The sequence below is a fragment of the Citrobacter sp. KTE30 genome (assembly GCF_000398825.1).
In the GTDB taxonomy this organism is placed as follows: Bacteria; Pseudomonadota; Gammaproteobacteria; order Enterobacterales; family Enterobacteriaceae; genus Citrobacter; species Citrobacter freundii.
Genome location: NZ_KB976055.1, coordinates 898274 through 922141 on the forward strand (window position 1 = coordinate 898274; position 23868 = coordinate 922141).

General features: G+C 53.8%; 19 protein-coding genes. 14 read left to right on the forward strand and 5 right to left on the reverse strand.

The window, feature by feature from the left end:
- Positions 1–162: 162 nt before the first annotated feature.
- Positions 163–3306: an exonuclease subunit SbcC gene (gene sbcC, locus WC1_RS18580; protein WP_016149690.1), complete on the reverse strand. Its 3144-nt coding sequence runs from the start codon at positions 3304–3306 to the stop codon at positions 163–165.
- Positions 3303–4505 carry an exonuclease subunit SbcD gene (gene sbcD / locus WC1_RS18575; protein WP_016149691.1) on the reverse strand — a complete coding sequence of 401 codons (1203 nt, stop codon included), beginning with the start codon at positions 4503–4505 and terminating at the stop codon, positions 3303–3305. The genes sbcC and sbcD overlap by 4 nt, the downstream gene beginning before the upstream one ends.
- Before the next feature lie 190 nt (positions 4506–4695).
- On the opposite strand from sbcD, the gene phoB reads away from it, so the two are divergent.
- The 5 genes from phoB to malZ all read left to right on the forward strand — a co-directional run bounded on the left by phoB (position 4696) and on the right by malZ (position 11867).
- Entirely contained in the window at positions 4696–5385 is a 690-nt protein-coding gene (gene phoB / locus WC1_RS18570; RefSeq protein ID WP_003021496.1) for a phosphate response regulator transcription factor PhoB, read from the forward strand.
- A gap of 50 nt (positions 5386–5435) precedes the next feature.
- A complete protein-coding gene (phoR, locus tag WC1_RS18565; RefSeq protein ID WP_016149692.1) occupies positions 5436–6731 on the forward strand; it encodes a phosphate regulon sensor histidine kinase PhoR in 1296 nt (431 codons plus the stop codon).
- A gap of 405 nt (positions 6732–7136) precedes the next feature.
- On the forward strand, positions 7137–8456 hold the full coding sequence (brnQ, locus tag WC1_RS18560) for a branched-chain amino acid transporter carrier protein BrnQ (protein WP_003021501.1): 1320 nt from the start codon (positions 7137–7139) through the stop codon (positions 8454–8456).
- Between the two features lie 81 nt (positions 8457–8537).
- Positions 8538–9911: a proline-specific permease ProY gene (gene proY / locus WC1_RS18555; protein ID WP_003021504.1), complete on the forward strand. Its 1374-nt coding sequence runs from the start codon at positions 8538–8540 to the stop codon at positions 9909–9911.
- 138 nt (positions 9912–10049) lie between these two features.
- Complete coding sequence (gene malZ / locus WC1_RS18550; RefSeq protein ID WP_016149693.1) at positions 10050–11867, forward strand: maltodextrin glucosidase; 1818 nt, start codon at positions 10050–10052, stop codon at positions 11865–11867.
- On the opposite strand, the gene WC1_RS18545 is transcribed toward malZ, so the two are convergent.
- Entirely contained in the window at positions 11861–12763 is a 903-nt protein-coding gene (locus tag WC1_RS18545) for a LysR family transcriptional regulator (protein ID WP_003835993.1), read from the reverse strand. The genes malZ and WC1_RS18545 overlap by 7 nt on opposite strands.
- A gap of 273 nt (positions 12764–13036) precedes the next feature.
- Here WC1_RS18545 and WC1_RS18540 point away from each other — a divergent pair, with 273 nt between their 5' ends.
- From WC1_RS18540 to WC1_RS18530, 3 genes are all read left to right on the forward strand, one after another.
- On the forward strand, positions 13037–13678 hold the full coding sequence (locus WC1_RS18540) for a hydrolase (RefSeq protein WP_003021513.1): 642 nt from the start codon (positions 13037–13039) through the stop codon (positions 13676–13678).
- A 173-nt stretch (positions 13679–13851) separates the two neighbouring features.
- On the forward strand, positions 13852–14397 hold the full coding sequence (locus WC1_RS18535; protein ID WP_003021516.1) for an antibiotic biosynthesis monooxygenase: 546 nt from the start codon (positions 13852–13854) through the stop codon (positions 14395–14397).
- A gap of 21 nt (positions 14398–14418) precedes the next feature.
- Positions 14419–16287, forward strand: coding sequence for an amidohydrolase (locus WC1_RS18530; protein WP_003021520.1), 1869 nt, complete (start codon positions 14419–14421; stop codon positions 16285–16287).
- 121 nt (positions 16288–16408) lie between these two features.
- Here the strand turns inward: WC1_RS18530 and WC1_RS18525 are convergent, their stop codons facing one another.
- Positions 16409–17011 carry a peroxiredoxin gene (locus WC1_RS18525; RefSeq protein ID WP_003021524.1) on the reverse strand — a complete coding sequence of 201 codons (603 nt, stop codon included), beginning with the start codon at positions 17009–17011 and terminating at the stop codon, positions 16409–16411.
- A gap of 168 nt (positions 17012–17179) precedes the next feature.
- A complete protein-coding gene (gene acpH / locus WC1_RS18520; protein WP_016149694.1) occupies positions 17180–17761 on the reverse strand; it encodes an ACP phosphodiesterase in 582 nt (193 codons plus the stop codon).
- A 90-nt stretch (positions 17762–17851) separates the two neighbouring features.
- Here acpH and queA point away from each other — a divergent pair, with 90 nt between their 5' ends.
- The 6 genes from queA to WC1_RS18490 all read left to right on the forward strand — a co-directional run bounded on the left by queA (position 17852) and on the right by WC1_RS18490 (position 23851).
- Positions 17852–18922, forward strand: coding sequence for a tRNA preQ1(34) S-adenosylmethionine ribosyltransferase-isomerase QueA (gene queA, locus WC1_RS18515; protein WP_016149695.1), 1071 nt, complete (start codon positions 17852–17854; stop codon positions 18920–18922).
- Between the two features lie 55 nt (positions 18923–18977).
- Positions 18978–20105, forward strand: a complete 1128-nt coding sequence (tgt, locus tag WC1_RS18510; protein ID WP_003021535.1) for a tRNA guanosine(34) transglycosylase Tgt — start codon at positions 18978–18980, stop codon at positions 20103–20105.
- A gap of 22 nt (positions 20106–20127) precedes the next feature.
- Positions 20128–20460: a preprotein translocase subunit YajC gene (gene yajC / locus WC1_RS18505; protein WP_003021544.1), complete on the forward strand. Its 333-nt coding sequence runs from the start codon at positions 20128–20130 to the stop codon at positions 20458–20460.
- A gap of 27 nt (positions 20461–20487) precedes the next feature.
- A complete protein-coding gene (gene secD / locus WC1_RS18500) occupies positions 20488–22335 on the forward strand; it encodes a protein translocase subunit SecD (RefSeq protein WP_003021547.1) in 1848 nt (615 codons plus the stop codon).
- Positions 22336–22345: 10 nt separating this feature from the next.
- Positions 22346–23317: a protein translocase subunit SecF gene (gene secF / locus WC1_RS18495; RefSeq protein WP_003021550.1), complete on the forward strand. Its 972-nt coding sequence runs from the start codon at positions 22346–22348 to the stop codon at positions 23315–23317.
- A 168-nt stretch (positions 23318–23485) separates the two neighbouring features.
- Positions 23486–23851, forward strand: a complete 366-nt coding sequence (locus WC1_RS18490) for a VOC family protein (protein ID WP_003835976.1) — start codon at positions 23486–23488, stop codon at positions 23849–23851.
- The last annotated feature ends 17 nt before the right edge of the window (positions 23852–23868 follow it).

Consider the following 23868-nt stretch of genomic DNA (forward strand, 5'->3'; position numbering starts at 1 on the left):
TGCGTCATAGCGACGAACGTTCGCCGCCAATAGCGATAGCTTGCGGATAAGCGAAGTGGAATGCCATTTCATATCCGTCCCTGAGTATGCAATATTGTGCTACATAGCGTGCCGGATAGCGTTAGCGCTTATCCGGCCTGTGACACCATATCCGCTGGCCGATTACTCCACCGCAAACATTTTGTCGAGTTTGCTGTAGCCCAGACCGTTGATTTTTTTCACTTTGATCTGTACCGGAATGCGCTCTTTCATCGCTTCGACGTGGCTGATCACGCCAATGGTTTTACCGGTAGCGTTGAGCGCATCAAGCGCGTCCAGGGCGGTATCCAGCGTTTCACTGTCCAGCGTGCCGAAACCTTCGTCGAGGAACAGGGAGTCAATTCGCGTTTTGTGGCTGACCAGATCGGATAATGCCAGCGCCAGCGCCAGACTCACGAGGAAGCTCTCGCCGCCGGAAAGCGTACGCGTATCACGTACGGCATCGGCCTGCCAGGTATCAACCACTTCCAGCTCTAACGCTTCGCTGGCCTTGCGCTGCAACAAATAGCGACCGTGCAGACGGGTTAACTGGTTGTTGGCAAGCCAGACGAGGTTATCCAGCGTCAGCCCCTGGGCAAATTTGCGGAACTTATCTCCCTCTTTCGAGCCGATCAGCGCATTCAAATACCCCCAGTCTTCGACCTGCTGCGCGACTTTTTCAATCTCCTGCATCAGCGCCTGCTGCTGCTGGCGGTTTTCAGCATCTTGTTTGAGCTGCTGGCGAATTTCGCCCTGACGAGTAGTGTTATCGCGTAGCAGTTGGGTGAGCTGCGCCAGCGCGTCGTGCAGATGCTGCGCCGTCAGCGTGAGATCCACTTCTGTTGGTTGCTGCTGTTGATGAGCCGCCAGTGCCTGCTGGGCCTGATTAACCAGCGTTTGCGCCTGCTGTCGCTGGCCTTCCAGTGATTGCTTCAACTGCTCCAGGCGATTAAAGGTCTCTTCGTCCAGCAGGGCGGCAATAAAGGCGTCGCGATCGGCAAAGATGCTGGCCTTTAATACGGCATCAAACTGCGCCTGGATTTCCGTGGCGCGCTGAACGTCCTGCGCCTCCTGCTGTTGCAAGGTTTGCCACTGTCCCTGTAAAGAGAGGCAATCGTCGTGCACCTGCCGCCAGTTTTCCAGCGACAAATCCTCAATGTTTTCAGAAAGCGCCTCGGTTTCAGGCAACGTTTCCAGCAGCGGCGCAAGCTGGGCAATCCGGGCCTGTAACTCGGTCAGTTCATTCTGACGCTGTTGCCACATTTGTGCTTCGTTCGCCCGTTCGCTTAGCCATGAGGCGACGTCATCCTCGGGTGGAAGGGCCAGACCATAACGGGAAAGCTCGGCGGTTAGCGTCGCCTGGCGCTGGTCAATATGCAGCTGGAGCTGGGTAATCTGCTCGGTATGCGCGGTGATTTGCGCCTGCAGGGTATGACGCAGGCTCAACTGGTGAAGCTGTTGTTCGTGCTCTTCCTGAGCGGCCAGCCACGGGGCAATGTCATCCTGCGGTTGTAGCGTGACGTTGAGGCTGGCGGTGACGGTCATCCACTCTTGAGTAAGTGCTTGCTCCTCCTGAGAAAGCGTCTGTGCTTCGCGTTCATCCCGCTGAAGTTGCTGGGTTATCGCCTCAAGCTGGCCGCGTAACGTTGAACCCTCATCGGCCAGCGTTTTGACCTCTTTTTCCAGTGCCTCACGCCGCGTCTGATTCACGCTCAGTTCGAGCGTTTGATAGCGTTCAATCGCCGGATGTGCGGTGGAGCCGCATAGCGGGCAAGGCATGCCGGATTGCAACAATGCCCGTTGGCTTTCCAGATCTTTGATGTGGGCTTCTTGCTCGCAAATGACTCTCACATCGGTAAGTTGCTGATTTTTATCTTTATAGCGCTGACGTTTTTCGGCAAGCACCGCGTTGCGCTGGGTCAACTCTTGTTGACGCTGTACAAGCGTGGCGCGTAACTGTGCCAGTTGTTTTTGCTTCGGGGTGATTTGTCCGTGTAAATTGCTCAGCCGCTGGCGTAATGGACGAAGCTGCACATGTTGCGCCAGCGCATCCGTTACCTCCTGCGGCGAAAGGGTCAGCGCGGGAAGCGTTAGTGCATTGAGCTTACGCGTGTCGTTCTCTCGCAGCTGCTGCCATTGGCGTAGCTGGGTGCTGGCGTCGGACTGTTGGGCCAGCAGCGCTTTCCATCCTGCCAGTTCGCTACTCCATAAGCGGAAGCGATCATGCTCATTAAGCCAGTCGGTTAACGTCTGTTGTTCGGCTAGCATCAAGGTCGACTGCATTTGCGCCTGCTGACGAATACGCCCGCGTAGCGTTAAGCTGCTTTGTAAGCGAGCATTCACTTCCTGAATCTTCTGGCGCGTACGCTCGATGGTAGCCGTTTGTTCCTGAATTCGCTCCCAGTGCGGGCGTAACGCCCTGGCCGGTAGTGCCAGACTCAGTGCCGCCAACTGCGGCTGCGCGTCTTCTTGCGCCTGAAGCGCTGCCTGTAATGCCTGCTGGTGACGGTTTATATCCGTTTGTAGCTCATTTTGCCGAATGAGCCAGTTGAGGTGCTGTTGCTGGGTTTGTTGGCTGGTAAGGTATTGTTTTTCTTCGTCAGTAAGTACCTGCAAACTTTCCGTCAGGGATTGCACCTGCTCTGGCGCTAACAGCGCCACGCCGCTGGCCTGGGCCTGCAGTTTTTCCAGCTCCGTACGCGCTGATTTGTGCTTTTCAAACACCATAGCGGAGATTTGACCGTAAATCTCTGTGCCGGTCAGCTCTTCCAGCAGTTCGGCGCGCTCTTTTGGTTTGGCATTAAGAAATGCGGCAAACTGGCCCTGAGAGAGCAGCATGGAACGGGTAAAACGACCGTAATCCAGCCCGGTAAGCTCGGCGGTCATCTCCAGCTTGTCTTTGACTTTATCGGCGAGGATTTTACCGTCGGCGCAGCGGGCCAGCTCTACGCGCGGGACCTGCAGGTTGCCCTCAGGCTGGTTGCGTGCCCGGTTCTGGCTCCAGAATGCGCGGTAGGCTTCGCCCCGCACTTCAAATTCCACCTCGGCCAGACACTCCGCTGTGTCGCGGGTCATCAGGTCGTTTTGCGACTGTGACACAGTATTCAGGCGCGGCGTTTCGTGGTACAGCGCAAGGCAAATTGCGTCCAGCAGGGTGGTTTTCCCCGCGCCTGTGGGCCCGGTGATGGCGAACAGCCCGTTGCTGGCAAAAGGTTCTGCCGTGAAATCGACTTTCCATTCTCCCTTCAGGGAGTTGAGGTTTTTCAGGCGCAGGCTGAGAATTTTCATGCTTCAGCCTCCCCGGCAAGCGTCTGTACGGTTGCGCTAAACAGCTGATTAAGCCGCTCGCGCTGCGGTTCTTCGAGTTCTTCCAGCGCCAGGCGGCGGTCAAAAACCTCCGCCACGCTCAGCTCGCTTAATGTTTCACGACGTTCATTGGCCATAATGCGTTCGCGCTGTTCGCGACTGCGGCGCACCAATAACACCTCTACCGGTAAATCTTCGGTCAAGGCCTGGATTTTACGCTGCATATCATGCAGATAGTCATCGGTGGTAATTTCAATATCCAGCCACACCGGCGGCTCTTGCTGTACGTTGCGCCACTGCTCAAGCTGGGCGGTAATGGCGGCGAGATCGCCTTTCAGTACCGCAAGCGGCTGGGTGACCGGTACGGTGAGATTCTCGACGGCGTTGAGTTTCCCTGCTTCAAAGCTCACCAGATGCACGCATTTGTTTTTGCCGCACTCGTCAAAACTGAGAGCGATCGGCGAGCCGCAGTAGCGAATATGCTCCGTGCCGCCGATAACCTGCGCCCGGTGAATATGGCCCAGCGCGATGTAGTCCGCCGGAGGGAAGTTTTGTGCAGGGAAGGCGTCCAGCGTACCGATATAAATGTCTCGGACGGCGTCACTTTTACTGGCGCCGACGGTGGTCAAATGCCCGGTCGCGATGATGGGCAGATTCTGATCACCACGCAGCGTGCAGGCATCCTGATACTGCTGCTGGTAATAGTCGGTGATGGCTGACAGCAAATGTTGCTGTTTTTCTTGCCCGGTTAGCCCGGCCTGGCTGGTAATGATGTCGCGTGGACGTAAAAAAGGAACCGGGCACAGAATTGCCCCCGGCGTGCCGTCACGTTGCGACAGTACCTGCGGCGCATGGCCGGCGCTGGCAACGACCGTGGTGTTGAGAAACGCCAGTATATCGCGGGATTCGTTGAGTGTGGCGACGGAGTCGTGGTTGCCTGCCAGCACCACCAGATGACACCCGGTTTGCTGTAAATTAACGACAAAACGGTTATACAGCTCACGGGCGTAGCTTGGCGGTGAGCCGGTATCGAAAATATCACCCGCCACAATAATGGCATCCACCTGATGGGATTGTGCCGTTTCCAGCAGCCAGTCGAGAAAGGCCTGATGTTCAGCGGCGCGGCTCTTGCTGTAGAAATTTTGGCCCAGATGCCAGTCAGACGTGTGAAGGATGCGCATAAGAGTTCCATGACGATAAAACAGTGGTGGGGATTATAACCTTTCAAGGACGGTAATATCTTGTCTCCGGGCTGTCATAATTCGCCGGGCTGCGTTAAACCTGGGCTATCTTTTCATAAATCTGTCATAAAACTGACGCATAATGGCACCGTATTGATGGCAAACGATTTAATTATAAACAGGGCAAATCATGGCGAGACGTATTCTGGTCGTAGAAGATGAAGCTCCAATTCGTGAAATGGTCTGCTTCGTGCTCGAGCAAAACGGTTTTCAACCCGTAGAAGCCGAAGACTATGACAGTGCTGTGAACCAACTCAATGAACCCTGGCCGGACCTCGTCCTGCTTGACTGGATGCTTCCCGGCGGCTCGGGTCTGCAGTTTATTAAACATCTCAAGCGCGAAGCTATGACGCGGGATATCCCCGTGATGATGCTGACGGCGAGAGGTGAAGAGGAAGACCGCGTCCGGGGTCTGGAAACCGGTGCGGATGATTATATTACCAAGCCGTTTTCTCCCAAGGAGCTGGTGGCGCGTATTAAAGCGGTTCTGCGTCGTATTTCACCGATGGCGGTGGAAGAGGTTATTGAGATGCAGGGGCTAAGCCTTGATCCGACCTCGCATCGCGTGATGACCGGCGAGGATCCGCTGGATATGGGGCCGACCGAATTCAAACTGTTGCACTTCTTTATGACCCACCCTGAGCGCGTCTACAGCCGTGAACAACTCCTCAATCATGTCTGGGGAACCAATGTCTACGTGGAAGACCGGACAGTGGATGTGCATATCCGCCGCTTACGTAAAGCGCTGGAGCACAGCGGACATGATCGAATGGTGCAGACAGTTCGCGGGACGGGATATCGTTTTTCGACCCGCTTCTGACTGACAAGAATCAGGGCCTGATGGATTAGGCCGTTTATGGAGTAAGACGTTTGCTAGAACGATTGTCATGGAAAAGGTTGGTACTGGAGCTGATCCTGTGCTGCATACCGGCATTTATCCTTAGCGCTTTTTTCGGTTACCTGCCCTGGTTTTTACTGGCGTCGGTAACGGGCCTGCTTATCTGGCATTTCTGGAATCTATTACGTTTGTCCTGGTGGCTATGGGTCGACAGAAGCATGACGCCGCCGCCGGGGCGAGGCAGTTGGGAGCCGTTGTTATATGGGCTGCATCAAATGCAGCTGCGCAACAAAAAGCGCCGTCGAGAACTGGGTAACCTGATCAAACGTTTTCGCAGCGGGGCGGAATCACTACCCGACGCGGTGGTATTGACCACCGAAGAAGGCGGTATCTTCTGGTGTAACGGACTGGCTCAGCAGGTTCTGGGACTGCGCTGGCCGGACGATAGCGGGCAAAATATTCTTAACCTGCTGCGATACCCGGAATTCACTCAATATCTGAAAACGCGCGACTTTAGCCGGCCTATCAATCTGGTGCTCAATACCGGACGGCATCTGGAAATTCGCGTGATGCCCTACACGGATAAGCAACTGCTGATGGTGGCGCGCGACGTTACCCAGATGCACCAACTGGAAGGTTCACGGCGAAACTTTTTCGCCAACGCCAGCCATGAGCTGCGCACACCGCTGACGGTGCTGCAAGGTTATCTGGAAATGATGCAGGAGCATCCGCTGGAAGGGACAACTCGCGAAAAAGCGCTGCATACCATGCGCGAACAAACGTACCGTATGGAAGGCCTGGTGAAACAGCTGCTGACGCTGTCAAAAATTGAAGCTGCTCCGACGTTGCAACTGAATGAGAAAGTCGATGTGCCCATGATGCTGCGCGTGATCGAGCACGAAGCGCAAACCCTGAGCCAGCATAAACATACGTTTACCTTTGATGTCGATAACAGCCTGAACGTGCGGGGCAACGAGGAGCAGTTGCGTAGCGCTATCTCGAATCTCGTCTATAACGCGGTGAACCACACCCCTGCGGGAACGCACATTACCGTACGCTGGAGGCATGTGGCCTCGGGAGCGGAGTTTTGTGTGGAAGACAACGGTCCAGGCATTGCCGCCGAGCATATTCCACGCCTGACCGAGCGTTTTTATCGGGTAGATAAGGCGCGATCGCGGCAAACGGGCGGTAGCGGGTTGGGCCTTGCCATCGTGAAACATGCGCTGCATCATCACGACAGCCGTTTGAATATCGAAAGCGAACCAGGCAAAGGGACGCGATTTAGTTTCGTGATCCCGGAACGTTTGATTGCCAAAAGTAACGGTTAAAGCACATTCGTAAGATTATCTTTCCAAAAGCCAGCACAAGCTGGCTTTTTCTATGCGGTCAATATATGACTCCTGAATTTTACGACGCTTGATTGTTTTTTGTTCGAACTATTACCCATACCTTTTTCCATGAAATGGTGTTTTGTGCTAACCCCATTTTTCATATCGCTATATTGTTCTGGTTTTTGGATCCCACCTTGCTTTAAAACGTTATAAGCGTTTAAATTGCGCTCCAGGTGCTGTCATACCGACTGCATTTACGCGGTAAATCGAAAAACTATTCTTCGCCGCGCCAGGTCGGGAGTGTTTCCCGCTGGAATTGAGCAAAAATGCCGCTGTATTGTCCCCCAGGGAAAGGCAAAAATTTACTATTTTCAACACCACATCCACAGGCAGTAAGACTTTATGACCCATCAGTTAAAATCGCGCGATATTATCGCTTTGGGATTTATGACATTTGCACTGTTCGTTGGTGCAGGTAACATCATCTTCCCCCCAATGGTTGGTTTGCAGGCAGGTGAACACGTCTGGACTGCGGCTTTTGGCTTTTTGATTACCGCCGTTGGCCTGCCGGTACTTACCGTTGTCGCGCTGGCGAAAGTCGGTGGTGGTGTGGACCGACTGAGCACACCTATCGGTAAAGTTGCTGGTCTGCTACTGGCGACTGTTTGCTATCTGGCCGTTGGGCCGTTATTTGCTACCCCGCGTACCGCGACGGTCTCTTTCGAAGTCGGGATTGCACCGCTGACCGGTGACTCTGCGCTGCCGCTGTTTATCTATAGCGTTATCTATTTCGCGATTGTGATTCTGGTTTCGCTGTATCCGGGCAAACTGCTGGATACGGTGGGTAATTTCCTGGCACCGCTGAAAATCCTGGCGCTGGTTGTTCTGTCTGTCGCCGCAATCGTCTGGCCAGCAGGCCCGATCAGTAATGCGATGGAAGCCTACCAAACTGCGGCATTTTCTAATGGCTTCGTGAACGGGTATCTGACCATGGATACGCTGGGCGCGATGGTGTTTGGTATTGTTATCGTTAACGCCGCTCGCTCGCGTGGTGTTACTGAAGCGCGTCTGCTGACCCGTTACACCGTTTGGGCGGGTTTAATGGCGGGTGTGGGCTTAACGCTGCTGTATCTCGCGCTGTTCCGTCTGGGTTCAGATAGCGCGATTCTGGTCGATCAGTCTGCTAACGGCGCGGCGATTCTGCATGCGTATGTTCAGCACACCTTTGGCGGTGCAGGAAGCTTCCTGCTGGCGGCGCTGATTTTCATCGCCTGTCTGGTCACCGCGGTTGGCTTGACCTGTGCGTGCGCAGAGTTCTTTGCCCAGTACGTTCCACTGTCTTATCGTACGCTGGTATTTATCCTCGGCGGCTTCTCGATGGTGGTTTCTAACCTGGGTCTGAGCCATCTGATTCAGATCTCTATTCCGGTGCTGACGGCTATCTATCCGCCATGTATCGCACTGGTTGTATTAAGCTTTACCCGCTCATGGTGGCATAATTCTTCCCGCGTCATTGCACCTGCGATGTTTATCAGCCTGATTTTTGGTATCCTTGATGGCATTAAAGCTTCTGCAATTGGCGACGTGTTACCGGCCTGGACCCAGCGTTTACCGCTGGCGGAGCAGGGGCTGGCGTGGTTGATGCCAACAGTCGTGATGGTGGTCCTGGCAGTTATCTGGGATCGCGCCGCGGGTCGACAAGTGACCTCCAGCGCACACTAATATCACTGACAATAAGTTTTAACCACGGGGCTATTAACATGGCCCCGTGGTTTTTTTATTGTGTTAACAGGTTAGGAATCGATGGAAAGTAATAACAAGCTAAAGCGTGGGCTGAGCACCCGGCACATCCGCTTTATGGCATTAGGTTCAGCAATTGGTACCGGGCTGTTCTATGGCTCGGCCGATGCCATCAAAATGGCGGGGCCAAGCGTGTTGCTGGCCTATATTATCGGCGGCGTAGCGGCGTATATTATTATGCGCGCGCTGGGCGAAATGTCTGTTCATAACCCTGCAGCCAGCTCCTTCTCGCGCTATGCGCAGGAAAACCTCGGACCGCTGGCAGGCTATATCACCGGCTGGACCTATTGTTTTGAAATCCTGATTGTCGCCATTGCCGATGTGACTGCCTTTGGTATTTACATGGGCGTCTGGTTCCCGGCCGTACCGCACTGGATTTGGGTACTCAGCGTAGTGCTGATTATCTGCGCCATCAACCTGATGAGCGTGAAGGTGTTTGGCGAGCTGGAGTTCTGGTTCTCGTTCTTCAAAGTCGCCACCATTATCATCATGATTGTCGCCGGTTTCGGTATCATCATTTGGGGGATTGGCAACGGCGGGCAACCGACCGGTATCCATAACTTATGGAGCAATGGTGGCTTCTTCAGCAACGGCTGGCTCGGCATGGTGATGTCGCTGCAAATGGTGATGTTCGCTTACGGCGGGATTGAGATTATCGGGATTACCGCAGGCGAAGCCAAAGACCCGGAAAAATCTATTCCGCGCGCTATCAATTCCGTACCAATGCGTATCCTGGTGTTTTATGTGGGGACGTTGTTCGTCATTATGTCTATCTACCCGTGGAACCAGGTGGGTACCGACGGTAGCCCGTTCGTTATGACGTTCCAGCATATGGGCATTACCTTTGCTGCCGGGATCCTCAACTTTGTGGTTCTGACTGCGTCGCTGTCGGCAATTAACTCTGACGTCTTCGGTGTGGGACGTATGCTACACGGCATGGCGGAACAGGGCAGTGCCCCAAAAATGTTTGCCAAGACGTCGCGTCGTGGCGTGCCGTGGGTTACGGTGATGGTGATGACCATCGCGCTGCTGTTTGCGGTTTATCTTAACTACATCATGCCGGAAAACGTCTTCCTGGTGATCGCCTCTTTGGCAACGTTCGCCACGGTTTGGGTGTGGATTATGATCCTGCTGTCGCAGATTGCTTTCCGTCGTCGTCTGCCGCCAGAAGAGGTCAAAGCGCTGAAATTTAAAGTACCGGGTGGGGTAACTACGACCGTTGTTGGCCTGATTTTCCTGGTCTTTATCATCGCGCTTATCGGCTATCATCCGGATACCCGCATTTCGCTGTACGTCGGCTTTGCGTGGATTGTCCTGCTGCTGGTCGGCTGGGGATTCAAGCGCCGTCGCGAGCGCCAACTTGCTGAAGCACAGTAATATTTTTGCCGGGTAGCTTTGCGTTACCCGGCAATTTTCTCCTCCCCCGAACTCCTCCCCCAATAAACGTTAAGATGATGAGTGATCCTGCACTTCGCTATGGCAAGGTGACGTCATTATCATCAAAGGGGATACGTGATGTTGAACGCCTGGCACCTTCCGGTTGCCCCATTTGTTAAGCAAAACAAAGATCAACTGACGATTACATTATGGCTGGCGGGGGAAAATCCACCCCAGCGGGTGACGCTACGCGCAGAAAACGATAACGAAGAGATTTCGCTAGCTATGCACAAGCAGCGCAGCCAGCCGCAGCCGGGTGTGACCGCGTGGCGAGCGGCGATCGATCTCTCCAGCGGGCAGCCTCGTCGACGCTATAGCTTTAAATTACTTTGGCTCGATCGTCAGTTGTGGTTCACCCCACAGGGATTCAGCCGTTTTCCGCCTGCTCGTCTGGAGCAGTTTGCCGTCGATGTGCCGGATAACGGTCCGCAGTGGGTCGCTGACCAGGTCTTTTACCAAATTTTCCCGGACCGTTTTGCCCGCAGCCAGTCGCGTGAAGCGGGCCAGGATAACGTCTATTATCACCACGCGGCCGGGCACGACATCGTGCGGCGCGAATGGGACGAACCGCTTACGGCTCAGGCCGGTGGCTCCACGTTCTATGGCGGCGATTTGGACGGCATCAGCGAAAAGCTACCGTACCTGAAAACGTTAGGGGTCACGGCGCTGTACCTGAATCCTGTATTTACCGCGCCGAGCGTGCATAAATACGATACCGAAGATTACCGTCATGTTGATCCGCAATTTGGCGGCGACACGGCGCTGCTACGCCTGCGGCACAACACCCAACAGCAGGGCATGCGCTTGATTCTGGACGGTGTTTTTAACCATAGCGGCGATTCGCACGCCTGGTTTGACCGGCATAGTAGGGGAACGGATGGGGCGTGCCATAACCCAGAATCCCCCTGGCGCGACTGGTATCATTTTTCAGCCGACGGCGTTGCGCTCGACTGGCTGGGGTATTCCAGCCTGCCCAAGCTGGACTTTTCTTCGGAAAGCCTGGTAAATGAAATTTATCGCGGCGAAGACAGTATCGTCCGTCACTGGCTGAAAGCGCCGTGGAGTATGGACGGCTGGCGTCTTGATGTGGTGCACATGCTGGGAGAAGCAGGAGGCGCACGTAACAACCTACAACACGTGGCCGGCATTACGCAGGCGGCAAAAGAAACCCAGCCAGAGGCGTATGTGGTGGGTGAACATTTTGGCGATGCTCGCCAGTGGTTGCAGGCCGACGCGAAAGATGCCGCCATGAACTATCGCGGCTTTACTTTCCCTCTCTGGGGATTCCTCGCCAATACCGATATTTCATACGACCCACAATCTATTGACGCTCAGACCTGTATGGCCTGGATGGATAACTACCGCGCGGGGTTGTCGCATCAACAGCAATTGCGCATGTTTAACCAGCTCGACAGCCACGATACCGCTCGCTTTAAGTCTCTGCTCGGTAAAGACGTCGCACGTTTACCGCTGGCGGTGGTGTGGCTATTTACCTGGCCTGGCGTGCCCTGTATTTACTACGGCGACGAAGTGGGGCTGGATGGCAACAACGATCCGTTTTGCCGCAAACCTTTCCCATGGCAGCCTGAAAAACAGGACGCTAACCTGCTGGCGTTGTACCAGCGGCTGGCAAAATTACGCCACCAGAGCCAGGCGCTACGCCACGGTGGTTGTCAGGTGATTTACGCCGAGGATAACGTGGTGGTGTTTGTACGGGTGCTAAACCGCCAGCGCGTGTTAGTGGCGATTAACCGTGGCCAGGCTTGTGAAGTGGTCCTGCCAGCCTCGCCATTACTGAGCGTGAGTCATTGGCAGCACAAAGAGGGCACAGGTGTGCTTGCCGACGATATCCTGACGTTGCCGGCGATTTCCGCCTCGGTATGGTCAGGTCATTGATATAAGTGCGCAATCGCCGGGCTTGCCAGCAGCGCGTCTCGCCACCAGCGCTGCGCCAGCCCATCACGGTTATTACGCCATGCCATATAGGCCACGTCTTTTTGGCGAAATGAGATAACCGTTTTTTCCACCAGCTCGCCCGTAGCAAGCCACGGGCTGGCAATATGGCGGGGGAGAAATCCGCAGCCCATGCCGGCTCGCAGTAGCATCACTTTACTGTGGAAGTCATCGACACGGATCTGCGCCTGCTCCTCCATCAGATTGGTTTGTAACGGATGGCAGAAGCGGGCGCTGTCGCTGATAACAATCGCCCGATGCAGGCACAACTGCTCGTTGGTCAGGCCATCAGGTGCTGCGGCCAGCGGATGCTCAGGTGCCACGACAAATACATTGTCCAATGTACCGAGCATTTTGTAGGACCAGGCCGCTGACGTTGGTGGTTCATTAATCGCCCCCAGAATAATATCTGCTCCATTATGGGTCAGCTCCTCCCAGGAACCCGCCAGCGTATGATGGGTAAAACTGAGGCGGGTTTGCTTATTCAGCGCGTGAAATTCATCGATAATGGGTAACAGCGAGGCGAAAGGAAAGGAGTCGTCCAGCGCAATCGCCAGCTCTTTTTCCCAGCCTGAACTCAGCTGTACCGCCTGTTTTTCGAGATCTTTTGCCGCACTTAGCAATAAACGTCCCTTTTCCAGCATCATCTGTCCGGTGTCGGTAAATTTAGCCCGGTGTCCGGAACGGTCAAGCAACTCGATATTCAGGTCGCTTTCCAGCTTTTGAATCATATAGCTGAGTGCCGCAGGCGTTTTAAACAGCGATTCGGCCGCCGCGGCAAATGAACCCTGTTTGTCGAGTGCGTCGAGAATAAGCAAAACATCCAGATTAATGCGCATAAGCAGAAAAGATCCTGAAAATTAAACCCTTCTGTTGTACCGAATGAAGAAAAACAATGCCAGTGAATAAATTAGATGAATCATGCGCATTTTTTTGATGTTGTTTAGGATATATCGCAACACAGAATTAATAGTTTCACAGGATGGTAAGTTTTCTTTAATAACTCGTTAGAAATTTCCCGCTATACTCAACAAGCTTTCTGATTCAGGATCCTGCTGCTGACGGCAGATACAGACCGTTGCCTTTTAACTTATTGATTAAGAAGGTGTGATATGTCTATTCGGGAACTGATTGACCCTCAAAACTCTACGCTTATTTTTATTGATCATCAGCCGCAAATGTCATTTGGTGTAGCGAATATCGATCGCCAGACTTTAAAAAATAATACCGTGGCATTAGCGAAAGCCGGGAAAATATTCAATGTTCCGGTGATTTATACTTCTGTAGAAACGAAAAGTTTTAGCGGATATATCTGGCCAGAATTGTTAGCGGTTCATCCTGATGTAAAACCCATTGAACGCACCTCGATGAACTCCTGGGAAGATGCGGCGTTTGTGAAGGCCGTGGAAGCGACTGGGCGTAAAAAACTGATTATCTCCGCGCTGTGGACCGAAGTCTGCCTGACTTTCCCGGCACTGATGGCGCTGGAAGCGGGTTATGAAGTATATGTGGTGACCGACACTTCCGGCGGCACGTCCGTGGATGCCCATGAGCGTTCTATCGACCGCATGGTACAGGCTGGTGCCGTACCCGTAACCTGGCAACAGGTTCTTCTTGAGTACCAGCGCGACTGGTCCCGCAAAGAAACCTACGACGCCGTCATGGATCTGGTACGCGAGCACAGCGGCGCCTACGGTATGGGCGTGGATTATGCCTATACCATGGTGCATGGCGCGCCAGAACGTAAAGCCTAAATACACGTCATCCTTCATGTTGCATCTTTGTTGGCTTCGCTTGCGTACCCCGGTCACTTACTTATGAAAGCTCCCGGGGATCCACAACCTTGCCGCCTCGATGCACCATGAATGATTTTGTGTATTGCTTTCCTGGCCTAAGCGGCCTGTTTCCTCTCAACAAGGAACCTTTCATGGCGCAGAACAAACATGTGACGTTGGTGATTACCCACACCCTGCTGCCTGAGCAGGCGCAGCGGTATGAGCAATGGCTGGGGAAAATTATGCCGGTGGCGGCCGAGTTTCCCGGTCATCTCGGGGCGAACGTGATTCGCCCTGCGGATGGCGACAACCTGTGGAATATCATTATTCGCTTCGACACGCTTGAGCATCTGTATAACTGGACCCAGTCTGATACGCGCCGCGTGTTGGTGGAAGAGATCGTCCCACTGCTGGCGGAAGGTGATAAAACCGAAATTCGTACCGAAGCGGCATTCTGGTTTACGCCGCCAGCGCCACATGTACGCCAGCCCAAACGCTGGAAACAGTTTCTGATAACCCTGCTGGTGATATTTCCTAGCACCAATCTGGTGCCGTGGTTGACCGGCATTGTGCTGCCTGCAATGAAGGGCTCGTTACTCCTGCATCTCATCAATGATGCCTGTGTGGTTGCGCTGGTGGTCTGGTTCTGGATGCCCATCGTAACCCGTCTGTTTGCCGGATGGCTGAAAAAAGCCTGACCGGTATCTCAGGAGATTGTTATGTCTCAAACTGCCACACTGATTCTGACTCACGGAAAAATTCATACTCTCGATAGGCAACGCCCGCAGGTCGAGGCGGTGGCGATTGCCAACGGAAAGATCCTGGCGACCGGTAGCCACGAGCGGGTAATGAGCTTTGCTGCCGAAGGGACGCAGGTTGTCGATCTGCAAGGACATACGGTGATCCCGGGCCTGAACGATTCGCACCTGCACCTTATTCGTGGTGGACTGAATTACAACCTGGAATTACGTTGGGAAGGCGTGCCGTCGCTGGCGGACGCCCTACGTATGCTCAAAGACCAGGCGGACAGAACGCCGTCGCCGCAATGGGTACGCGTGGTGGGCGGCTGGAGCGAATTCCAGTTTGCCGAACGTCGCATGCCAACCCTGGAAGAACTGAATGAAGCTGCTCCGGATACCCCGGTTTTTGTTCTGCATCTCTATGACCGGGCTTTGCTGAACCGCGCTGCGCTGAAAGCCGTCGGCTACACCAAAGCGACGCCGGATCCGGCGGGCGGTGAGATTGTGCGTGATAGCAACGGCAACCCGACCGGGATGTTGATCGCTAAACCAAACGCCATGATCCTTTATTCGACGCTGGCAAAAGGACCCAAACTGCCGCTAGAAATGCAGGTTAACTCGACCCGCCAGTTTATGCGTGAACTGAACCGCCTGGGGCTGACCAGCGCCATCGATGCGGGCGGCGGCTTCCAGAACTATCCGGAAGATTACGAGATCATTGAGCAGTTACACGCCAACAAGCAGATGACGGTGCGTATTGCCTACAACCTGTTTACCCAGCGTCCAAAACAGGAACTTGAAGACTTTGAACGTTGGACCGATATGCTCAAACCGGGGCAGGGAACCGACTTCTACCGCGCCAATGGGGCCGGGGAAATGCTGGTCTTTTCGGCAGCGGATTTTGAAGATTTTCTCCAGCCGCGCCCGGACCTGCCGGAGGGTATGGAAGATGAGCTGGAGCGCGTGGTGCGACACCTGGTGGAGCACCGCTGGCCGTTCCGCCTGCACGCCACCTACGATGAATCTATCAGCCGCATGTTGGACGTGTTTGAGAAGGTGAATCGTGATATCCCGTTCAATGGCCTGCACTGGTTCTTCGATCATGCCGAAACCATTACTGAACGGAATATCGAGCGCGTTAAAGCGCTGGGCGGCGGGATTGCTGTTCAGCACCGAATGGCGTTCCAGGGCGAATATTTTGTCGATCGTTATGGCAAAGATGCGGTCAAACACACGCCGCCGGTGGCGAAAATGCTGGCGGCTGAAGTTCCGGTAGGGCTGGGGACTGACGCCACCCGTGTGGCTAGCTACAACCCGTGGACCGCGCTCTATTGGCTGGTTTCGGGCCGCACCGTTGGCGGTATGGCGATGTACGATGATAACAACCGCTTGCCGCGCGACGTGGCGCTGGAACTGTGGACCGCTGGCAGCGCCTGGTTCTCCAGCGAGCAGGGTAAGAAAGGGCGAATCGAGAAAGATCAACTGGCCGACCTGGTGGTGCTGTCTAAAGATTACTTCAACGTGGCGGAAGAAGAGATCAAAGGCATTGAGTCAGTGATGACCATTGTCGATGGCAAAGTCGTGTATGCGGCAGGGCATTTCACCCCGCTGGCACCGCCAGCCATCCCGGTTGTGCCGGACTGGTCGCCGGTGGTGAAGGTGCCGGGGCACTATCGCTCAGCACCGCCTGCTGCGGCAAAAATTGGCGCAATGGTGCAGATGCATCAGTGCTGTGGTAGCTGCGGCGTACACGGTCATCAGCATGATATTGCGCGTCAATCAGGCATTCCGGTGTCAGATGACCGGGCTTTCTGGGGGGCGCTTGGCTGTTCCTGCTTCGCGTTTTAATTGTGGTTTGGATAAGCGTATTGTCGCTGGTGATACTTACAGAGAGTGACGCAATCACCTACCTGACCTACGAACAATAAAAAAGGCCCGCACTAGCGGGCCTTTTGTCGATTCATGCCAATTACAGGCTGGAAACGTTCTCGGTCAGGTATTTTGCTACGCCGTCCGGAGACGCGTTCATACCTTCTTTACCTTTTTCCCACTGTGCCGGGCATACGTCGCCGTGCTCTTCGTGGAACTGCAGCGCGTCAACCATGCGCAGCATTTCGTCGATGTTACGGCCCAGCGGCAGATCGTTAACCACCTGGTGGCGAACAACGCCGTTAGCGTCGATCAGGAAAGAACCGCGCAGAGCAACGCCAGCTTCCGGGTGCTCGATGCCGTAGGCTTTCTGGATTTCGCGTTTAATGTCAGCAACCATTGCGTATTTCACTGCACCGATGCCGCCTTTGTCGACAGGGGTGTTACGCCATGCGTTGTGGACAAATTCAGAGTCGAAGGAAACGCCAACAACTTCAACGCCGCGCTTCTGGAATTCTTCGTAACGTTTGTCGAATGCGATCAGTTCAGACGGGCAAACGAAGGTGAAGTCCATCGGCCAGAAGAACAGAACGGTAGTTTTACCGTTGGTATGCTGTTTGAAGTTGAAGTTTTCAACGATCTCACCGCTACCCAGTACCGCAGCTGCTGTGAAATCCGGAGCCTGACGAGTTACCAGTACCATATAATTCTCCTGCAATGTTAAGGGGTTTTTGGAACGCAACGCGGGCCAGTATAGAGAGTGTTCGTGAATAAGACAAAGAGGCGCTGGCAATCAATGAGACAGGTTTTGTCTATCAATCTTTTGCCGGATGACGGCTACGGCTTATCCGGCGGGGAATGCGGGTTGCAATCAAAGGGTTTTACGCCGCGCCTGGTCCATCATTTGCGGATAAAACTGCCAGAATCGTTCTTCTAACGCATCGTAATGCGTATTGAGGTCATACCATGAGTCGCGTAGGGCATCGAGCCGTGGACGGCGGCTGGCCATGCCGTTCAGGACGTTCTGGATAAAATCCATGTCCCGGTAGCGCTCAAGCCATTTCTCTGACCATATATAGTTATTCAGATTGATAAAGCGTGGCGGCGATTCCGGCAAAATAGTGGTTACCTGGGTACGGGCATAGCGCACAAAGTCCGTCAGCGGGAAGTCAGGGGAGATCTCCGACCAGTGGCGCGACAGAAAATGATCCCACATGACATCCAGCGTAATCGGCGCGACGCGGCGCGTTTCGCTACGAAACCATTCTTTGGCTTCACGCACCTGCGGCAGGTTATCTGTCATCACGTCGATACGACGATGCATGAAGATGCCTTCTACCACATCAGGCGAGTAGTGCGTTTCCGGATTACCCCGGACAAAATCGGCCAGCAGATTGCCGGAAAGCGAACTGTCGGCAAGGTGAGCGAGATGCAAATGTGCAAGAAAATTCATAGTTAAATGTTTATCCAGAGGGGTAAAGGTTGCAGGGAGAACGCCCCGGCACTAGACTACCCGCCTCTTATTTTAGTCTGAGTCAGTGTCATGCGCGTTACCGATTTCACCTTTGAACTACCCGAATCCCTGATTGCCCACTATCCGCAAGCTGAGCGCAGTAGCTGTCGCTTGCTGTCTTTGGACGGGCCGACGGGCGCGCTGACGCACGGTACTTTCACCGATTTGCTCGATAAGCTCAACCCTGGCGATTTGCTGGTCTTTAACAACACCCGCGTCATTCCTGCGCGTCTGTTTGGTCGTAAAGCCAGCGGCGGTAAAATTGAAGTGCTGGTCGAGCGTATGCTGGATGACAAACGTATTCTGGCGCATATTCGTGCCTCGAAAGCGCCGAAACCGGGCGCCGAGCTGCTGCTGGGCGATGACGAAAGCATTAAAGCAACGATGGTGGTGCGCCATGACGCGCTGTTTGAAGTTGAGTTTAACGACGAACGCAGCGTGCTGGATATCCTCAACGCGATTGGCCATATGCCGTTGCCGCCGTATATCGACCGTCCGGATGAAGACGCCGACCGCGAGCTGTACCAGACCGTGTACAGCGAAAAACCGGGTGCCGTCGCTGCGCCGACCGCGGGTCTGCATTTTGACGATCCGCTGCTGGCTAAACTGCGCGATAAAGGCATTGAAATGGCGTTCGTCACCCTGCACGTTGGAGCGGGCACTTTCCAGCCGGTGCGCGTAGACACTATTGAAGACCACATTATGCACTCCGAATATGCGGAAGTGCCGCAGGATGTGGTGGACGCGGTGCTGGCGGCGAAAGCGCGCGGTAACCGCGTGATTGCGGTGGGCACCACCTCCGTACGTTCACTGGAAAGTGCGGCGCAGGCGGCCAAAAACGATCTAATCGAGCCGTTCTTCGGCGATACACAAATCTTTATTTATCCAGGCTATAAATATCAGGTGATTGATGCTCTGGTCACCAACTTCCACCTGCCGGAATCGACACTGATTATGCTGGTTTCCGCATTTGCTGGTTATAAAAACACCATGCACGCCTATCATGAAGCGGTAAAAGCGGAATATCGCTTTTTTAGTTACGGGGATGCGATGTTTATCACGTACAATCCGCAGGCTATTTCTGAGCGTGTCGGGGAATAAGTTTCCGGCATGAGTGTTTAAAACGTCGGACTGTTTTTCTGACGCAGGAGTGAAGATGAAATTTGAACTGGATACCACAGACGGTCGCGCTCGCCGCGGCCGCCTGGTTTTTGATCGTGGCGTAGTAGAAACGCCTGCTTTTATGCCGGTCGGTACTTACGGCACAGTAAAAGGCATGACGCCGGAAGAAGTTGAAGCGACCGGCGCACAGATCATCCTCGGCAACACTTTCCACCTGTGGCTGCGCCCGGGGCAGGAAATCATGAAACTGCACGGCGATCTGCACGATTTTATGCAGTGGAAAGGGCCGATCCTCACCGATTCCGGCGGCTTCCAGGTGTTCAGCCTGGGCGACATCCGGAAGATAACCGAACAAGGCGTGCATTTCCGTAACCCGATCAACGGCGATCCGATTTTCCTCGATCCCGAGAAGTCGATGGAGATTCAATACGATCTCGGTTCCGATATCGTGATGATCTTCGACGAATGTACACCGTACCCGGCCGACTGGGACTATGCTAAACGCTCGATGGAGATGTCTCTGCGTTGGGCGAAGCGCAGCCGTGACCGTTTTGATAGCCTCGGCAACAAAAATGCGCTTTTTGGCATCATTCAGGGCAGTGTTTACGAAGATTTACGTGATATCTCCGTCAAAGGTCTGGTAGATATCGGCTTTGATGGCTACGCTGTCGGCGGTTTGGCTGTCGGTGAGCCGAAGGAAGATATGCACCGCATTCTGGAACATGTTTGCCCGCAGATTCCGGCAGATAAACCGCGTTACCTGATGGGCGTCGGTAAACCAGAAGATCTGGTTGAAGGCGTGCGTCGCGGTATCGATATGTTTGACTGTGTGATGCCAACGCGAAATGCCCGTAATGGTCATTTGTTTGTGACTGACGGCGTGGTAAAAATTCGTAACGCGAAACATAAAAGCGACACCAGTCCGCTCGATGCTGAGTGTGATTGCTACACCTGTCGCAATTATTCGCGCGCTTACTTGCATCATCTCGACCGTTGCAACGAAATATTGGGCGCGCGTCTCAACACGATTCATAACCTTCGCTACTACCAGCGTTTGATGGCGGGTTTACGCAAGGCTATTGAAGAGGGTAAATTAGAGAGCTTCGTGACCGATTTTTACCAACGTCAGGGTAGACCAGTTCCACCTGTGAACGTTGATTAATTTTAATAATGAGGGAATTTGAATGAGCTTTTTTATTTCTGATGCGGTAGCGGCAACAGGTGCTCCGGCGCAGGGCAGCCCGATGTCTCTGATTCTGATGCTGGTGGTGTTTGGTCTGATTTTCTACTTCATGATCCTGCGCCCGCAGCAAAAGCGTACCAAAGAACACAAAAATCTGATGAACTCCATTGCGAAAGGCGATGAAGTGCTGACTAACGGTGGTCTGGTGGGTCGCGTGACCAAAGTAGCAGAATCTGGCTACATCGCTATCGCGCTGAACGACACCACCGAAGTGGTTATTAAACGTGATTTCGTAGCTGCCGTTCTGCCGAAAGGCACCATGAAGGCGCTGTAATTTATTGTTTTCCCAAAGGGAACTGCCGTGTTAAACCGTTATCCTTTGTGGAAGTATGTCATGCTGATCGTCGTTATTGTCGTCGGTCTGCTCTATGCGCTTCCCAACCTGTATGGTGAGGATCCGGCTGTTCAAATCACTGGCGTGCGCGGTGCCGCCGCCAGTGAGCAAACGCTGATCCAGGTCCAGAAAACGTTACAAGAAGATAAAATCACACCTAAGTCTGTGGCTCTGGAAGAGGGTGCTATTCTCGCGCGCTTCGACTCCACTGATACCCAACTGCGCGCACGTGAAGTATTAATGGGCGTACTGGGCGATCAGTACGTCGTGGCGCTTAACCTTGCTCCGGCAACCCCGCGCTGGCTGGCTGCCATTCATGCAGAACCGATGAAACTCGGTCTTGACCTGCGTGGCGGCGTTCACTTCCTGATGGAAGTGGATATGGATACCGCGCTGAGTAAGTTGCAGGAACAAAATATCGATAGCCTGCGCAGCGATCTGCGTGAAAAAGGCATTCCTTATACTACCGTTCGCAAAGAAGATAACTACGGTCTGAGCATCACTTTCCGTGATAGCAGCGCCCGTGATGAAGCTATCTCTTACTTGAGCAAACGTCACCAGGATCTGGTTATTTCCAGCCAGGGCAGCAATGCACTGCGCGCTGTAATGACCGATGCGCGCCTGAGTGAAGCCCGTGAGTACGCGGTACAGCAGAACATCAACATTCTGCGTAATCGTGTTAACCAACTGGGTGTTGCTGAGCCGGTGGTACAACGTCAAGGTGCTGACCGCATCGTGGTCGAACTGCCGGGTATTCAGGATACCGCGCGTGCGAAAGAAATTCTGGGCGCAACCGCGACGCTGGAGTTCCGTCTGGTAAACACCAACGTTGACCAGTCCGCTGCAGCATCGGGTCGTGTTCCGGGTGATTCGGAAGTGAAACAGTCTCGTGAAGGTCAGCCTGTTGTGCTGTACAAGCGCGTGATCCTGACCGGTGACCATATCACCGACTCCACTTCCAGCCAGGACGAATACAATCAGCCGCAGGTTAACATCTCGCTGGATAGCGCGGGTGGTAACATCATGTCCAACTTCACCAAGGACAACATCGGTAAGCCGATGGCGACCCTGTTCGTGGAGTACAAAGACAGCGGTAAGAAAGATGCTAACGGTCGTGCAGTACTGGTGAAACAGGAAGAGGTGATTAACATTGCCAATATCCAGTCTCGCCTGGGTAACAGCTTCCGTATCACCGGTATCAACAACCCGAACGAAGCGCGTCAGCTTTCTCTGCTGTTACGTGCCGGTGCGTTGATTGCGCCGATTCAGATTGTGGAAGAACGTACCATCGGCCCAACCCTGGGTATGCAGAACATTAAACAGGGTCTGGAAGCGTGTCTGGCCGGTCTGGTGGTGTCTATCCTGTTCATGATCTTCTTCTATAAGAAGTTCGGTCTGATTGCGACCAGTGCGCTGATTGCTAACCTGGTATTGATTGTCGGTATTATGTCGTTGCTGCCGGGCGCTACGCTAAGTATGCCGGGGATTGCGGGGATTGTCTTAACCCTTGCCGTCGCGGTCGATGCGAACGTACTGATCAACGAACGTATCAAAGAAGAGTTGAGTAACGGGCGTTCGGTGCAGCAGGCCATCAACGAAGGTTATGCGGGCGCATTTAGCTCCATCTTTGATGCGAACATTACGACGCTGATCAAGGTCATCATCCTGTACGCAGTTGGCACCGGGGCAATTAAAGGGTTCGCGATTACTACCGGTATTGGTGTGGCGACGTCGATGTTTACCGCGATTGTCGGTACACGTGCCATCGTAAACCTGTTGTATGGCGGCAAGCGCGTCAAAAAGCTGTCAATCTGAGGAGTGCGAAGTGGCACAGGAATATACTGTTGAACAATTAAACCACGGCCGTAAAGTCTGGGACTTTATGCGCTGGGACTACTGGGCTTTCGGCATTTCAGGTTTCCTGCTGATTGCGGCCATCGTGGTGATGGGCGTACGCGGGTTTAACTGGGGGCTCGATTTCACCGGTGGTACGGTTATTGAAATCACGCTGGAAAAACCGGCCGATATGGACGTGATGCGCGATGCGCTGGAGAAAGCGGGCTTCGTTGATCCGCTTCTGCAGAACTTCGGCAGCAGCCACGACATTATGGTACGTATGCCGCCAACTGAAGGTGCAGACGGCGGTCAGGTGCTGGGCAGCAAAGTGTTGAGTGTGATTAACGAATCCACCAACCAAAACGCCGCGGTGAAGCGAATTGAATTCGTGGGTCCGAGCGTGGGGGCTGATCTGGCGCAAACCGGTGCGATGGCGCTAATGGCGGCGCTGATCTCCATCCTGGTGTACGTCGGTTTCCGCTTTGAGTGGCGACTGGCGGCGGGGGTGGTTATCGCTCTGGCGCACGACGTGATTATCACACTTGGGATCCTGTCGTTGTTCCATATCGAGATTGACCTGACTATCGTCGCATCACTGATGTCGGTAATCGGTTACTCGCTGAACGATAGTATCGTTGTATCTGACCGTATTCGTGAAAACTTCCGCAAAATTCGTCGCGGTACGCCTTACGAAATCTTTAACGTGTCACTGACTCAAACGCTGCACCGTACGTTGATTACGTCCGGTACAACGTTGATGGTTATTCTGATGCTGTTCCTGTTCGGTGGTCCGGTACTGGAAGGCTTCTCGCTGACGATGCTGATCGGTGTTTCCATCGGTACCGCATCCTCTATCTACGTGGCATCGGCGCTGGCGCTGAAGCTGGGTATGAAGCGTGAGCACATGCTGCAGCAGAAGGTCGAGAAAGAAGGGGCGGATCAACCGTCGATTCTTCCTTAACCATTAAGAGTGAAGATACTGGAATCCCGATCGTAAGGTCGGGATTTTTTTTGCCTGTGAATTAGCGACAGGCAATTATCTTTTCCTGCCGCCACACTACTGACAGTATGCTGTCAGTAGCCCTGTCTTATAGTCCTTCTGAGATTACCCACACAGGCAGGAGGAAGTATGAGCAACGTAATTAATTGGTTTGAAATCCCTGTAGCACAAATGGATCGCGCCATCGCTTTTTATGAACCAGTGATGCAGGTTTCTTTGCGTCGGGAAAATATGGACTGCGCTGAGCTGGCCGTATTTCCGCATCAGGATCCCGCTCCCGGCGGGGCGCTGGCTAAATTTGACGGTATTACTCCTTCAGCGCAGGGCGCTATTATTTATCTGCATACGGACGATTTGACTGCAACGCTTGAACGCGTCGCCACTGCTGGCGGTCAGTGTGTGTTTGGCCCACTCGAACTGGGGCAGGACATTGGTACGATTGCGCTATTTACTGACAGCGAAGGCAATCGTGTTGGTTTACATCAACCCGCGTAATATTTTCAGCACTGAGG